We start from the raw sequence: 15,202 nt of genomic DNA on the forward strand, positions 1-15,202 counted from the left end.
TTTGAAAAAAGGAACCTCAAAAAATAAGTGGTATACAGTAGGAAGATTTCTAGTGCCAGTAGTAGTAGTAGCGTTATGGCAATTGATTTATATTATATTTGGTGAACCAGCAATGGCGTCACCTTTGCAAAGTATACAATCCTTATACGAAAATAAAATGAATTGGTTGGGGGATATAGGCACAACTTTATTGACTTTGATAATTTCATTTTTAATTGCGGCTACGGGGGGCATGATTATAGGTTTTTTTGTTGGTCTAAGTCCTTTTTGGAGTAAAACATTATCACCTTTATTTTTGGGGGTATATTCCATTCCAAAAATAACTTTATACCCAATATTTTTATTAATATTTGGTTTGACAATGGAAGGCCGAATCGCATTCTCAGTTTTTCATGGTATCTTTCCAATAATCATTATATGCCTAGGAGCCACCCGTACTATTCCTGAAATCTATCTTAAAGTAGCTGGTTCCTATCAAATGACATTTCTTCAAAAGGCTAGGTTAATTCTTATACCTGCCATTAAACCGCATTTGGTAGTTGGATTACGAATGGGTTTTAGTCTTTGTTTCCTTGGTTTGATTCTAGCGGAAATGTTTGCATCTTTTGAAGGATTAGGATCGCGACTTGTTCAGTATATGTCTCTTAATATGCCTGCAGCTATATTCGCGATAATTATGATTATAATATTTATAGCTTTTTTTATTACATTTTTGTTTTTACTATGGCAGGAAAAGAACGAGCAAAAGATTGGGAAAATCAACGTAGGGTAAAGATATAGTCAATTTGATAGCATAGTAATTTTTAGGTGCCTGTGTAAGATCGTAATCAAATCACTCGCTACAATTGCATGTTTACAAAAATGGAGTTAATAACCTATGAGGTTTATTAGCTTCTTTTTGTATTAATATACCTTACTGTGAAATGTCATAAGTGTGTTTTACACAGGCACCTTCTTTTTAAGTTACTTTTTTGTGCAGGTTTTCTCAGGTGCCTGTGCAAGACACTATTCAGAATATACACTACAATTGCATATATAAAAAGAGGAAGTCAGCGATGTATTTATTCGACTGACTTCCTTTTGTATTTATATGCCCTGGATTGAATTGTCATAAATGTGTCTTGCACAGCGTTTAATGTGGAATAAGTCAAGCACTATGTTAAACGATTTTTGGCCGCACGAAACCAAAGCCTCATGGTTGAATTTTTTTGAAACTCGACAATCACAGAACACTCTATAATGGCGTCTTTCTGGAGCGTGAAAGGTCTCGCGTTTTCGTTCCCACAGGGATACATCCTATTAAATATAAACTCTGTGCTTTCACGTTTTATTCGTATTTGTGGAACAAGACCCATAACGCTGTGCAACGAGGTCCAATAAGGCCTCAGGCACTCAATCCTATGTGGTCTACGCTCCAGGAAGACGCCTTTTGTTTTTTCACTTTCAAATTGATTATTAAAAATTACTTAAACTGTTTCTGACATAACGAATCGACTGTAAAATTGCATTTGTTTCGGTTTATTCCGCAGTTTACCGGCAATAACTTTCTGTAAGACGTAATCTGGTTGTTTACTTTGATAAAGTTCCTGATGTTTCCGCATTGCATAGGCGATACGTAAAATTCGGTTTCCAATCGCGATATATGCCTGTCCTGTTAATTTTCCACGTTCTTTTAACTTCTTGTAATGTTCATTCATTTCAGGATTCTGTTGTGCTGCAGATTTCCCTGCCTGATACACGATTTGACGGAAAGAGGCCCGACCTTGCTTCGAAATCCGGTAATGATTCGCCTGTTTACCACCTGACTGCCTCACGATTGGATTTGTGCCCGCCATCTTGATGAGTTGACCGGCATTTGAAAAGTCCTCTACATTCCCCATCTCCGCGGTTAATTCTGCCGCGATTGTGACCCCGATTCCTGGCACACTTAACAAAATACCTCCATCTGTCTGGAGAAGAAGCTCTTCTATAATCGTCTCTAACTCAACAATCTGTCGTTGCAATAGTTCATACTCGTCAAGCTTTAAACCTAGAAGTAGAAGCTCGCTGTAAAGCATATCCTTTGGTTTAGATATCGAGTCTTCAGCATAAGCGAGTAGCCGCTCAATTGTTGTGTCACGAAGCTTCAAGTTCTGTTCAATCGACAGTTTTCGTAGTCCTGAGTGCCCGAGTGCAATTACATCCGATGGATGTGGATAATGTTTCATCAAGTAAAGGGATGTCTTAGAATCAAAGCAATCTAACACTTTGACTACTTGATTCTTGCCATCTATTCTTACATTCTTCCCCTGAAATTCTCGGAAAATATGATCCATGTACATCCTAAGATGATTAATACAACGACTTCGATCATTCACCAGCCGACGCCTTGCCCGTGTCAGTGTTTGGAGTGTTTCTAATTCCTGTCGCTTTTCCAGACTTGTTCCTCCACGTCCATGCAAGATTGACTGCACAATTGCCATCAAATCCACTCGGTCAGTCTTCGTGTAGCTCAGCATAGTCTCCCGCTCTTTCGCAGTAGTGGCTGCATTTAGGACCCTAACAACATATCCTTGATCCATAGATATCCTCACTAAATCCTCATAATAATGGGCAGTTGTCTCAATGCCTAGAATCACATCCGTTAGTCCGTAGGCTTCCTTCGTATCTTCAATCGCCATCTGCAATACATGAAAACCAGTCATTGAACCATCAAACTCGAATGGCCCTTTCAAAATATCGCCGTAAATCGTACAGATCATTGCCGCATTCACATACTTCGCTGCGTCAACCGCTACAATACAGTATTTATCCGCTTCTGGATTCCTCATCAAACGATTCCAATAACTTCCGTTTTTCCCCTGAATATGATTTAATGATTGTATAACCATTGTTTTCAGCTCCTCTTTTATAGTGGGGTGGGATTTGGAAGTTCTGTGATTGGTACTTCTCTATACCCTGAAAACAATGGTTTTTTGCGTTTTTTTCTATCTATTTAACATAATAGGCACCATCCACCCAATTGTCATAAATGTGTCTTGCACAGGCACCATCCAGCCTGCCTTACACAGGCACCATCAAAAAAAAGGTACCTCCAAAGCGCTATTCATTCGACATTTCCCTTTTATAAAATACACCAAACTTACTCCATATGTCTTCCATTTGGTTAAGCCGTAGTTCAACGTTTTTTTCTCGTTCTTTCCCTAAATAGACGATTAAAGCATTAATCAAGCTTAAAGGTGCTGTGAAAGAATCGATGAATGATGGCATATCGCTGGAAGCAGTTAATGTTATATCTGCATGTGGCAAAAGGGGAGACAACAAGTTATCTGTAATCGCGATAGTACTGGCGCCCATCTCTTTTGCGAATGCAATGGTGTTAATGGTACTGCTTGAATAACGAGCAAAACTTATTCCGATAACGACATCATCTTTATTCAAATCATATAGTTGCTCCGGGATGACTTCAAAAGAACCTAGAATTTCTGAGTTCTCAAGAATAATATTTAAATAATAGTGTAAGAAAATTCCTAGGGATGCGGTACTTCTATTTGCAGAGATATATACTTTATTCGCATTTAGAAGAACTGTAGCCGCTTTGTGAAAAGCTTTAATATCCAAATTCTCCATAGTTGCCTTTATATTATTAATATCATCATTGAAGATATCATAGATTGCTTGTTCTTTGTCATCATACACATGAGAGGACATTTTAAGCCGTTCGGTTGTGGTTAGTTGTTCCTGGATGGAGTTTTGCATATGCTTTTGCATTTCCGGGTAACCCGAATAACCCAATGCTGTGGCAAATCGAACGACTGTCGCCTCACTAACCTCAGCTTTTGTGGCTAATTCTGCTACATTAAAGAAGGGGACAGTATTGGCGTTCTTTAATATGTAGTTTGCGATTTTTTTATGTGATTTGCTCAATTGGGTAATATTTTCGGCTATGTTTTGAAAAACATTTTTTTTAGTCATAAGGTTCAATCCCTTGAGCTATATTTTAGTAATTGATGACTGGGTCTTTTCCGGGAAGTAAGTTACGATCTAAATCGTCTAGGTAAGGGACAATAATTCTCGTTTCCTCTATAAGAGAAAGATCCATATCGTACAAAAGGATATGTTCCTCATCAGTTGGTGATTCAATTAGTACTTCTCCGTTTGGTGCGACGAGTTTACTTTTACCACAGCTTCCTTCATTTACTGTATTTACACCAAGTACAAACACTGTGTTGTCTAATGCACGAGCGGGCAATTGGATATCCCATCTTGATTGGGCTGGAATACTCCATACGGAAGGACAAATAATAAGTTGTGCACCTTGTAAAGCTAATATTCGGCTTGGCTCAGGGAACTCTATATCTGCACAAATTAGAACGCCGATATTACCGATGGATGTATGAATTACATTGTATTTTCTTTCGCCAGCTGTGAAATGATTCTTTTCGCGGCCCCACAGGAAAGATTTTCTATAAGAAGACAGTAATTCGCCGGTGTTCTCGATTACTGCAGTGGCGATGTAAATATTTTCTCCTTCTTTTTCCACGAATGGTACAACAAGTACGACATTATGTTCTTTCGCTAGTTTTTGGAAGATTGCTATTGTCTTGCCTTGTGGTGTTTCAGCAAAAACATTAAATTCTTCTGTTGATAAATAATAGCCACTTATCCAAAGTTCTGGCAACACAATGAGCTGTGCGCCTTGACTAGCAGCTTCTGAAATCATAGAAATCGCATTTGTTGTATTTTCATCCCCAAGATTGGGCTTCGAATGCATTTGTAGGGCAGCAACTTTAACCAATCAAAACACTTCCTTTATTTAGTATATTATAACACTTTACGCAAAAATGATTTTGTCCGTTCGTTTTCTGGATTGGTAAATATCTTTTCAGGAGGACCTTCCTCCATAATAATGCCTTGGTCGAAAAATATGACACGATCACAGACATCACGGGCAAAACCCATTTCATGTGTAACGACGACCATAGTCATTCCGCTTCTCGCTAAATCTTTCATAACTTCTAGTACTTCTCCTACCAATTCAGGATCCAATGCTGAAGTAGGTTCGTCGAATAACATTATTTTAGGATTCATGGCAAGGCTGCGAGCAATCGCGACCCGTTGTTTTTGACCACCAGATAGTTTATCGGGATAGACATTTGCTTTATCTGCAAGACCTACTTTCTCAAGAAGTCTCATTGCATTTTCATGAGCATCTACTTTACTAACTTTACCTACAATCTTTGGTGCTAATGTAACATTTTCAATAACTGTCATGTGAGGGAAGAGGTTGAACTGTTGGAACACCATACCCACTTCACTACGTACTTTATTGATATCTGTTTTTTTGTCAGTTAAAGATACTTCTTCTATAAAAATCTCTCCTGAAGTAACTTCCTCCAATAAATTTAAACAGCGAAGAAAAGTGCTTTTACCTGAGCCAGATGGGCCTATTATTGAAATTACTTCTTTAGGTTTAATTTTACATGAAATACCTTTCAAGACTTCCAATTCTCCGTAGTATTTGTGTAAGTCATTTACTTGGATCATTTGACATGCAACCTCCTTTCAAGAAAACGTAAACCTAATGAAATTGATAGCGTTAGTACTAGGTATAGAACGGCAACTGCTGTATACACTTCGACGGCTCGGAAATTGGATGAAACGACAATTGTTCCTTGGCGTGTTAGTTCACCTACACCAATTACTGTAAGTAAAGAAGTATCTTTAAGACTGATAATGAATTGATTGCCAAGTGGTGGAATCATTCTTCTAAATGCTTGTGGCCATGTAATCCGGTATAAAGTTTGAAGCTTTGTGAGTCCGAGTGATCTTCCAGCTTCTATTTGACCTTTGTCAACACCTTGAATCGATCCACGGACGATTTCTGCGATGTATGCACCAGCATTTAGTGCGATAGTAACGACACCTGCTACAAGAGGATCTATTTTAATTGCCAACATCATCGGTAGTGCAAAGTAAATATAAAGTGCCTGCACCATGATAGGGGTACCGCGTATAATTTCTACATAAATTGTAGATAGACTAAAGAGGATTTTATTTTTGGAAAGTCTGCCTAATCCTACAGCTATCCCGATGATAAACCCGATCAGAATACCAATGATTGCAATCATTACAGTGTATTTCATTCCTTTTAGTAAAAAAGGAAGTGCCTCAATTGCAAATGACCAATCTAACGTGAAACCATTATTCATAAATCATCCCTACTTTCAACTAAATCCGAATCAAAATTCTGACGGTAATTGGCGGGAGAGCATATATACTATGCTCTCCGCGACAATGTTATTTTTTCGGAGGTGCTTCTCCGAACCATTCTTTGTACAATTCTTCATACTTTCCGTTTTCTTTCAATGTTTGTAAAGCTTTGTCGACGTCTTCTTTCAATTCGCTTCCTTTAGGCATAGCGATACCAAATGATTGCCCTTCAAGTAATTCGTCTATTGTTTTAACTTTGCCTTGACCATTTGTTTTAATGTAGTACTGGATATTTGGTAAATCAAAAATGACAGCATCTGCAGAACCTTTTTCAAGTTCCATATAGGCTTGGTCGATATTCGGGAAAGGGACTAAGTCTTTCAGGCCTTCAATTTCTGTCGCATAATCATAGCTAGATGTTCCTTGTTTCGTAGCAACAACTTTCCCTTTTAAATCGGCTACGGATTTTATATTTTCTTCATCTTCTCTAATTAAGATTGCTGTTCCTGCATCGTAATAAGGAGCACTGAAATCAATTACTTCTTCACGTTCAGGCTTTATTGTTATGCCGGCAATTGCTAAGTCTAAGTTTTTAGTTTGGAGAGCGGGAATAATACCAGTAAAGTCCATTGGTTTAAGCTCATACTCAAATCCTGCTTCTTCTGCAATCGCTTTCAATAAGTCAATATCAAATCCTACATATTCACCTGTTGCTTGATCTAAAAATTCAAAAGGTACATAACTAGTGTCTGTGCCAACTGTCAAAACCTCTTTTTTCACTTCATCTTTTGAATTATCTTTTGCCTCATCTGTTGAAGCTTTGTCTGAAGCACATCCTATTAATAGTAAACTACTAGCAAATGCAGCTCCTAATATTGATTTTTTGAAAGTTCTTTTTTGCATATTAATCTCCCCTTTTGTGGTAGTTCTAGTATTCATAATATTCGAATACAGTTAATTATGCAATAGTTATTTCATTTAAAATAATAAAATAAACATTAATTTCATATTTGTCATTATTTGGATTGGGTTGGATAGGTTTGTAGAATAGTTAAAATAATCTATTTTCGGTATTTACAATCTAGCATTATTTATGTATAGTTGAAATAAATATTTCATTACATATAAAAATGAAATAAAAAATTCAAAAGGGTGAATTTAATGACAGAAAGCAAAGTACTTTCCGGGATTGAAGAGTATAAAAGAATGACGCCTAAATCACTTGAGTTTTCGAAAACGTCAATGGAAGTAATGCCAGGGGGAGTTACTGCTAATATTAAGTTTTTTGAACCGTATCCTCTTATTATGAAAAAAGGCTCTGGTGCATACCTTACAGATGTGGATGGAAATGAGTACATCGATTATCTACTATCCTATGGGGCGTTGATGACGGGGCATGGTCATCCAAAAGTATTGGAAGGAATCCGTAACCAACTAGAGGATGAGGGAACGCTATTATTTGGAACGCCTCATCACTTGGAAGTCAAAATGGGACAGAAAATTAAAGAATTATATCCAAGTATAGAAAAACTACGCTATACGAATTCGGGAACAGAAGCGACATTACTTTCAATTCGAATGGCATATGCCTATACCGAAAAGTATAAAATTGCGAAGTTTGAAGGTCATTATCACGGCGGTTATGATCAGGTTTTACTTAGTGTAAATCCTTCTATTAATGAGGCAGGACCAGCAAATAGACCGAATGCCATTGCTGAATCAAAAGGGGTAGATCCTTATCATAAGGAACACACAATTATATTGCCTTTTAATAACTTGGAGGCAACAATTGAAATTTTAACGCAACATAAAGATGAAATCGCGGCTGTCATTTTGGAGCCGATACAAGGTGGTTTCATTCCTGCTGAACAGGAATTTATGGATGGTTTACGAGCAATCACGGAGAAACTAGGCATCCTTCTAATATTTGATGAAGTTAAGACTGGTTTCCGTTTGGGACTAGGTGGAGCGCAGGAGATTTACGGTATTAAACCTGATTTGACAACATTAGGAAAAGTTGTTGGAGGTGGTTTCCCAGTAGGAATTATTGGTGGTAAAAAAGAAATAATGGACATGAGTGCACCAACGGCGGCTTCAGACGTTTTTGATAATAGTCAAAGCAAAAAGTCTGGCGCTAAGGATGTACTATTCCATAGTGGAACTTACAACGGACACCCTACAATTCTTGCGGCTGGATTAGCGACAATAGAAGTACTTGAACAGGAAATGCAACAAGTTTTCAATATTACTGAACAATTAAAGTCGGGCATTAATGAATTGTTCTCACAAAAAGGAATCAATGCGCAAACAATAGGTATGGGATCTATTTTCAATATCATTATTACAGAAAAAGAAAAAGTCCAAAGCTATCGAGATTTACAAGAATCCAATTTCGCATTAAGAAAAGAAATTGATTACCACCTATTAACAAAGGGAGTTTACACAAAGCCTCTTAATCGCTATAGTCTTTCAACAGTACATGGAGAAAAAGAAGTCGAGCGTACACTAGAAGCATTTAAACAAACGTTGAATAAGTTGTTTTAATATGTTTGTTTGGTGCCTGTGCAAGACACTATTCAGAATATACACTACAATTGCATATATGAAAAGAGGAAGTCAGCGATGTGTTTGTTCGTCTGACTTCCTTTTGTATTTATATGCCTTAATTTGAATTGTCATAAATGTGTGTTACACAGGCACCATTAAAGCAGTTTAAAAAGACTTTACAATCAGAATTTATTAATTTACAATAAAATTATTAGATACATTGTCGACAATCAGACAATGTCGAGGGGGTATGCGTTATTGACACAAACTTTTCTAAAAGCTCATTGAAGCACCAAATTTCACAGCAAATTAAAAAGTGGATATTTGATGGGAAATTAAAACAAGGTGAGAAAATTACAGAACTACAAATTTCGAAGAATTTAGAAGTTAGTAGAACCTCTGTCCGAGAAGCTATTTTACTACTTGAATTGGAAGGCTTACTTATATCTGAACCCTATAAGGACACTCGGGTAGCGACAATAACACAGGAAGAAGTAATTGAATTATTAATTCCTATGCGACTTCATATTGAACTATATGCATTAAAAAAAGGATTTTCTAATTGGGATGATAAAACTAAGGAGCAATTTCAACAAATCCTAAAAGGTATGAGGCAAGCCGTAATATATGAAGACTTGTCTAACTTTATTGAATTAGATATTCAATTACATGAGCTAATTGTTATGTCCTCTGAAATTGAAAATGTAAGCAGGATTTGGGAAAGTATTGTCCACAGAATTAGGCTTCATTTTTTATATCAAAATAGCAAGTCCGGTACTTTGGAGAAATGGCTTATTGATCATGAAGAGCTGGTAGATATTCTTGTTAATGGTGATTCGGTTTTAGCGGCTGCGGAGTCATTGCGAAAACATATTGTCGATACGAACATTCCAGACGTTTATTTATTAGATTAATAATCAATCATTTGAAAAGAAAAGTACCAATTTAACATAATCGAAGTATGAGAAGGCGAAAACGAGAAATGACAGTATTAGAAATTTCAAAAGTGGAAGTATTTGTTGTAGTAGGTCCTGATGCGAAATACAAGACATCATCACATTATGAAGATCTCACCATTACAAACACCATTGTCAAAATACAGACGAGTGATGGTTACGAGGGATATGGAGGAGCGATATCTTGGACAGAAGGCGGTGTGGACAGTAGTCTTGCCGAGTCGATTCGCCATCTAATGCCATTTTTAATTGGGAAATCTGCGTTACAAAGAGAAGAAATATATGCTTTACTGGCAAGTCGTTGTGTGCAAATGACACCGCAAGCTCAGTCGCCCATTGATATCGCTTTATGGGATTTGGTTGCTAAATACGCAAAAATGCCTTTGTATCAACTATTAGGCGGAGCGAGAAATAAAATACTTTCTTACGCTAGTACACCATTTTTACCTAGTATTGATGATTATATTAAATACGTTCATAAGCTTAAGGCGCAAGGCTATAAAGTTATCAAATTCCATACATGGTGTACGTTTGAAGAAGATATGGCTTTAGTTAATGCGATTCATGAAGAATTTAAGGACTCAGGTCTAAAATTCATGATTGATACGGAAAGCGCTTACAGCAGGGCGGAGGCATTACGTGCTGCTGTGATATTGGAAAAGCTTGATTATATTTGGTTCGAAGCGCCATTACCTGACACGGATTTGGAAGGATATAGGGATTTGAAATCGCGCGTTGCTATTCCAATTATTGCTGCTGGAAATACATTACTTCAGTTGAATCAAATTGAGCAAGGCATCCAAAAAGGCTGTTGGTCAAGTGTGCGTGTAGATGCTACTTTGGCAGGCGGAATAACGCAAACTAAAAAGATAATGGGTATTGCGGAAGCAAATGCAATGACTGTGGAATTACAGTCATGGGGATATACCTTATCACAAGCAGCTAACTTACATTTGATGCTCGCTAGTCATAATAGTGACTATTTTGAGCAAGCTGTTCCACTTGAGCCGTTAGAATTTGGAGCAATTACGAAAATCAGAACAGATCAAGATGGCTATGTTCATGCGCCAGAAGGAAATGGTCTGGGAATTGAAATGGATTGGGCTTTGATTAATAAAGTGGCTGTGCACAAATTAGCCTTCGATAAATCCGGTTGGATAGAATAAAAAAGAAATATCATTGTTAATTAAAATATAGATAAAAAGGAAGTTTATTCATGAAAATAATTGATATAGAAGTCATATCCCTAAGGGTTCCGGCTTTGGATGAAGATTGTACTTGGGGTGAAGATGCTTTTATCGTTCGAGTGATTACAGATAATGGTTTTGTTGGACTCGGGGAAAGTGACACCTCGCCATTAGTAGCAAAAGCTGTTATTGAAGCACCGAGTTCAAATCTTTATTGCTCGGGTTTGAAAGCGCTTTTATTGGGTGAAAACCCTTTAGAGATTCAAAGATTATGGGACAAAATGTATTGGGGTTCGAACTATCTAGGAAGACGCGGGGTGGGCATTCATGCGATGAGCGCCATAGATATTGCATTATGGGATATTGCTTCTCAATATTATCAAGTACCTATTCATATGTTGTTGGGTGGAAAATACCGAGAAAAGATACGAGCATATGGCACGTTCATACCCGCAGATACACCTGAAGAAAATCGAGTATTGGCACGAAATCTCAAGGGAAAAGGATTTACTAGCTTGAAATTTGGTGGTGGGATTTTAGGTGATGATGCACAAATTGACTATGAAATTATTAAAGCCATTCGTGAAGAATTAGGTCAAGAATTCGAATTGCAAATTGATTTGGCTTCCAAATGGAAAACTTATAGTCATGCGGCACATATGTTCAAAAAGGTTGCGCCCTTCAATTTAAATTGGATTGAGGAACCGATATTAGCAGACGATATGAAAGGCTATCGTAAATTGTCGAATTTGTCCGTAGCGAAGCTTGCTGGTGGGGAATCATTAACGACGCGTTATGAATTTGATGATTTTATCAAACAGGCCCAGCCTGATATTATTCAACCTGATATTACGAGATGCGGTGGGATTAGTGAAATGCGTATCATTAACGACATGGCTGAAATGAATGGAATTAAACTCATTCCCCATGGTTTTAGTACAGGTATCCTATTAGCCGCTACCGTACAATTTCTGGCAGCAACAAAAGACGGTGATTTAATGGAGTATTCACAAAGTACGAGTCCGTTATTTAATGATCTAGTGAAAAACTTACTTCCCTTTGAGAATGGTTATGTAAAAGTGCCGGATACCATTGGACTAGGCGTAGAGTTAGATGAAAAAGTGATTCAGAAATACAAGATTTAATTGATAAAGAAGAATAAATAATAGAATGGAGACTAGCTATGAACCAAAAAGTTGATAAAGTACTTATCTTTTTTAGTATTGGTCTTGTATTGATTATCGTAGGCTTACTATATTTTAATCCTAGTGAATCCCAGACAGTCGCAAATACCATATTCAGCAAAATGACTGATTGGTTCGGGTCGGCTGCGTTACTGTTTGCATTTTCCGGCGTAATACTTCTTACTTTTGTTGCCTTTAGTAAATATGGGAACATTCGTCTTGGTAATGAAAAGCCGGAGTATTCAACATTCAAATGGATCTCCATGATGATTGCTTGTGGACTGGGATCTGCCACGGTTTACTGGGCATTTATCGAATGGGCTTATTATATTGGAACACCGGGACTTGGCATTGAGCCTAATTCTCAAAGAGCTTTTGAAATGGCATTGCCATACAATATGTTGCACTGGGGTTTTAGCGCATGGACATTATATGCGTTAGTCGGTATACCCATTTGCTATCACATTTATATAAGGAAAAATCAGGGACTTAGTTTAAGCTCCATTGTCAGTTCAATTACAGGTATCAAGCAAAACGGAATTATTGGACGGATTATTGATATTATGTTCATTTTCATCTGTTTTGGTGGATTGAGTATTACGCTTGGTGTTTCAGTACCGTTGGTAACTCAAGTACTAAGTACTGTGCTTGGTATTGAACCATCCTTCTATATAAATATTGTATTAATCGTTATTATATCAGTCGTGTATTCGTTAAGTTCCTATATTGGTTTACAAAAAGGAATGGCGCGCGTTTCAAATTGGACAACAAAGTTATCCATTATCTTATGCTTAGGTATTCTGATTGTAGGTCCTACTTTCTTTATCATTGCAAACACTACAAATGCACTCGGTTTGCTAATACAAAACTTTGTCCAAATGAGTTTGTTTACAGATCCGATTGGGAAATCTGGATTTCCACAATCATGGACAATCTTCTATTGGTTGTATTGGATTACCTATGCACCTTTCACAGGTATTTTCATTGCAAAAATTTCGAAAGGCCGTACAATACGCTCTGTTATTACGAACACACTAATTAGTGGTAGCGCTGGTTGTTTCTTTTTCTTCGGCATCATTTCAAGCCTTGCTATGGATCGTCAAATGAAAGGCATGGTAGATGTTGTTGGCATTTTAAATGATGGCAAAGATAATAGTGCGATTATTGCTGTGTTACAGACATTACCGCTTAGTAGTATTTTTATGATTCTATTCTGTCTGGTATCTGTCTTGTTCCTTGCAACAACATTGGATGGTGCTGCTTTTACAATGGCATCCACAGCAACGCCAAAATTGAAAGCAAATGAAGATCCACATCCAATGCACCGACTTTTCTGGTGTGTAATGTTATCTTTGGTACCATTAACAATGATTTTTATAGGGGCAGACTTGAATACTATTAAAACAAGTGCAATTATTACCGGAGTCCCTGTCATCTTTATCATGCTAATCATGGTCATTGGCTGGATGAAGTGGATGATTAAAGACTTTGGCCATATTCCGGCAGATAAGATTGGCGAAATTAGCGCAAATGGAATCATTGAGACAGAAGTTGTAAAAGACGAGAAAGAAGGAAAGTGAGGAAACTCATTTTCTAGGTGCAAAATGGTATTCTCTTTTTTCTTGGTATCTTTTCTCTTTCTTCTTGGTGCCTGTGTAAGACACTATTCAGAATATACACTACAATTGTATGTATTAAAAGAGGAAGTCAGCGATGTGTTTATTCGTCTGACTTCCTTTTGTATTTATACACACTAATGTGAATTGTCATAAATGTGTGTTACACAGGCACGATCAAAAAAAGAAAAGAGAAAAGAGAAGAGAGAAGAGAAGAGAGAAGAGAGAAGAGAGGTATCCCTGAAAAAGTTATCCCTATTCAAAATTCTGAAACTTTATCTTCTTCTACTTCCTGTTTATAGGTCAAGCAATATAAACAATAAGCATAGTTTGTTTTTTCATATGGGTTGGGTAGAAGGGCGGCGACTTCGTTTGTTTGTAGAAAACGAGGCGGTGTTTTGTTTTTATTGACGTAGTAAGGAAATGAACTGTATGGATAGTCTTTTAGATCGCGGACCATAGGAATCGTTGTGTCGATAGGGTTTCTGTGGATGTAACTACTAATTGCGAGTACAGCTTTAGGTCCATCAGCTTGTTTTGAAAAATATCTTTTTTCATAAATGCGACCGACGTGATTATAGCGTTTGGCGTAGTAATCACTATACCGACGATTGATGCGGCCCATAACTTTTCCAAGTTCGATATTTTCGGAACGGATGAGTAGATGATAGTGGTTAGTCATGATGCAATATGCTGATAGGGTGAATGGGTATTTATCATAAGTATATTCAAACGCACGCATGAGTTCTTTTTGGTCTTCTTCAGTTTGATAGATATTCATGCGGTTATTACCACGCATGATGACATGATAATAAGCATTTGGATTCCATATTCGTTTACGTCTGGCTATTTTATTTCACCACCTTCCATTTCTTTAACTGTATCGTACTTTTAATTAACTGACAATACCATGAAAAATGATAGAATTTGAAATTTGAGTTGTTATTGAGGAAAGAGGGGTAGAATACAATATTGAGGAATTGGTTTTGTAATTTTTTTTCTTCCTCTACTTTTTTTCCTGGCCTTCTTTCTTTGGTGCCTGTGTAAGACACTATTAGTTTTTGGTGCCTGTGTAAAATACTATTCGGACTATTCATTAAAATCGCATATATAAAAATAAGAAGTTAGTGATGTGTTAATTCGATCGACTTCCTATTGTATTAATATACTATATTTTGAATTGTCATAAATGTGTGTTGCACAGGCACCACTTCAAATTTCATATGTAAAAAAAGAAGTCCAGCAAATATATACATTTGCTGGACTTCAATATGAATTGATATACCGATCACGTTAGGTTGTCATTTGCGATTTTTATTGCGCTTGTTTTTCGGATTAGCATTAAATTCATTAGCAATTTCTACATTCATATTTTCACCGGGATTGTTATTATTACTATTACTGTTTTTATTATTTTTGTATACCTCATGACTATTGTGTGTTCGCTCATTCATCGTCTTTTTACTATTCTTATCCACAGAAGTTCACCTCCCAACCTTTACTATGTGCAGAATGGAAGA

Annotated in this window: 14 protein-coding genes; 6 read left to right on the top strand and 8 right to left on the bottom strand. The window is 37.0% G+C overall.

The window, feature by feature from the left end; all coding sequences use genetic code 11:
• The first annotated feature begins 1 nt into the window (after position 1).
• The gene (locus AC3RV6_RS02725; RefSeq protein ID WP_489747937.1) at positions 2-772 is read left to right on the top strand and encodes an ABC transporter permease; all 771 of its coding nucleotides are present in this window, start codon (positions 2-4) and stop codon (positions 770-772) included.
• Between the two features lie 694 nt (positions 773-1,466).
• Here AC3RV6_RS02725 and AC3RV6_RS02730 read toward each other — a convergent pair.
• The 6 genes from AC3RV6_RS02730 to glnH form a co-directional block, all read right to left on the bottom strand.
• The gene (locus AC3RV6_RS02730) at positions 1,467-2,870 is read right to left on the bottom strand and encodes an IS110 family RNA-guided transposase (RefSeq protein WP_489747924.1); all 1,404 of its coding nucleotides are present in this window, start codon (positions 2,868-2,870) and stop codon (positions 1,467-1,469) included.
• Between the two features lie 211 nt (positions 2,871-3,081).
• Positions 3,082-3,954 carry a MurR/RpiR family transcriptional regulator gene (locus AC3RV6_RS02735; protein ID WP_489747938.1) on the bottom strand — a complete coding sequence of 291 codons (873 nt, stop codon included), beginning with the start codon at positions 3,952-3,954 and terminating at the stop codon, positions 3,082-3,084.
• A gap of 25 nt (positions 3,955-3,979) precedes the next feature.
• Complete coding sequence (locus AC3RV6_RS02740; RefSeq protein WP_489747939.1) at positions 3,980-4,777, bottom strand: nitrilase-related carbon-nitrogen hydrolase; 798 nt, start codon at positions 4,775-4,777, stop codon at positions 3,980-3,982.
• 26 nt (positions 4,778-4,803) lie between these two features.
• Positions 4,804-5,526 carry an amino acid ABC transporter ATP-binding protein gene (locus AC3RV6_RS02745; protein WP_489747940.1) on the bottom strand — a complete coding sequence of 241 codons (723 nt, stop codon included), beginning with the start codon at positions 5,524-5,526 and terminating at the stop codon, positions 4,804-4,806.
• Positions 5,523-6,191: an amino acid ABC transporter permease gene (locus tag AC3RV6_RS02750; RefSeq protein WP_489747941.1), complete on the bottom strand. Its 669-nt coding sequence runs from the start codon at positions 6,189-6,191 to the stop codon at positions 5,523-5,525. Before AC3RV6_RS02750 ends, AC3RV6_RS02745 begins: the two co-directional genes overlap by 4 nt.
• Before the next feature lie 88 nt (positions 6,192-6,279).
• Positions 6,280-7,095: a glutamine ABC transporter substrate-binding protein GlnH gene (gene glnH, locus AC3RV6_RS02755; protein ID WP_489747942.1), complete on the bottom strand. Its 816-nt coding sequence runs from the start codon at positions 7,093-7,095 to the stop codon at positions 6,280-6,282.
• 258 nt (positions 7,096-7,353) lie between these two features.
• On the opposite strand from glnH, the gene AC3RV6_RS02760 reads away from it, so the two are divergent.
• The 5 genes from AC3RV6_RS02760 (at position 7,354) to AC3RV6_RS02780 (ending at position 13,646) form a co-directional block, all read left to right on the top strand.
• Entirely contained in the window at positions 7,354-8,736 is a 1,383-nt protein-coding gene (locus tag AC3RV6_RS02760; protein ID WP_489747943.1) for an aspartate aminotransferase family protein, read from the top strand.
• Between the two features lie 287 nt (positions 8,737-9,023).
• Complete coding sequence (locus AC3RV6_RS02765) at positions 9,024-9,653, top strand: GntR family transcriptional regulator (protein ID WP_489747944.1); 630 nt, start codon at positions 9,024-9,026, stop codon at positions 9,651-9,653.
• 68 nt (positions 9,654-9,721) lie between these two features.
• The gene (locus AC3RV6_RS02770) at positions 9,722-10,861 is read left to right on the top strand and encodes a mandelate racemase/muconate lactonizing enzyme family protein (protein WP_489747945.1); all 1,140 of its coding nucleotides are present in this window, start codon (positions 9,722-9,724) and stop codon (positions 10,859-10,861) included.
• 50 nt (positions 10,862-10,911) lie between these two features.
• Positions 10,912-12,027 carry a mandelate racemase/muconate lactonizing enzyme family protein gene (locus tag AC3RV6_RS02775; RefSeq protein WP_489747946.1) on the top strand — a complete coding sequence of 372 codons (1,116 nt, stop codon included), beginning with the start codon at positions 10,912-10,914 and terminating at the stop codon, positions 12,025-12,027.
• Positions 12,028-12,065: 38 nt separating this feature from the next.
• The gene (locus AC3RV6_RS02780; protein ID WP_489747947.1) at positions 12,066-13,646 is read left to right on the top strand and encodes a BCCT family transporter; all 1,581 of its coding nucleotides are present in this window, start codon (positions 12,066-12,068) and stop codon (positions 13,644-13,646) included.
• A 295-nt stretch (positions 13,647-13,941) separates the two neighbouring features.
• On the opposite strand, the gene AC3RV6_RS02785 is transcribed toward AC3RV6_RS02780, so the two are convergent.
• Positions 13,942-14,532: a transposase gene (locus AC3RV6_RS02785; RefSeq protein ID WP_489749169.1), complete on the bottom strand. Its 591-nt coding sequence runs from the start codon at positions 14,530-14,532 to the stop codon at positions 13,942-13,944.
• 451 nt (positions 14,533-14,983) lie between these two features.
• Positions 14,984-15,160, bottom strand: a complete 177-nt coding sequence (locus AC3RV6_RS02790) for a hypothetical protein (RefSeq protein WP_489747948.1) — start codon at positions 15,158-15,160, stop codon at positions 14,984-14,986.
• Positions 15,161-15,202: the final 42 nt, after the last annotated feature.

The sequence above is a fragment of the Sporosarcina sp. So3-204 genome (assembly GCF_058068165.1).

What these genes read in the sequence shown, in the direction of transcription:
- AC3RV6_RS02730 (WP_489747924.1), bottom strand. Translation starts at nt 2,870, where the DNA reads ATGGTTATACAATCATTAAATCATATTCAGGGGAAAAACGGAAGTTAT.
- AC3RV6_RS02735 (WP_489747938.1), bottom strand. Translation starts at nt 3,954, where the DNA reads ATGACTAAAAAAAATGTTTTTCAAAACATAGCCGAAAATATTACCCAA.
- AC3RV6_RS02745 (WP_489747940.1), bottom strand. Translation starts at nt 5,526, where the DNA reads ATGATCCAAGTAAATGACTTACACAAATACTACGGAGAATTGGAAGTC.
- AC3RV6_RS02750 (WP_489747941.1), bottom strand. Translation starts at nt 6,191, where the DNA reads ATGAATAATGGTTTCACGTTAGATTGGTCATTTGCAATTGAGGCACTT.
- glnH (WP_489747942.1), bottom strand. Translation starts at nt 7,095, where the DNA reads ATGCAAAAAAGAACTTTCAAAAAATCAATATTAGGAGCTGCATTTGCT.
- AC3RV6_RS02760 (WP_489747943.1), top strand. Translation starts at nt 7,354, where the DNA reads ATGACAGAAAGCAAAGTACTTTCCGGGATTGAAGAGTATAAAAGAATG.
- AC3RV6_RS02770 (WP_489747945.1), top strand. Translation starts at nt 9,722, where the DNA reads ATGACAGTATTAGAAATTTCAAAAGTGGAAGTATTTGTTGTAGTAGGT.
- AC3RV6_RS02775 (WP_489747946.1), top strand. Translation starts at nt 10,912, where the DNA reads ATGAAAATAATTGATATAGAAGTCATATCCCTAAGGGTTCCGGCTTTG.
- AC3RV6_RS02780 (WP_489747947.1), top strand. Translation starts at nt 12,066, where the DNA reads ATGAACCAAAAAGTTGATAAAGTACTTATCTTTTTTAGTATTGGTCTT.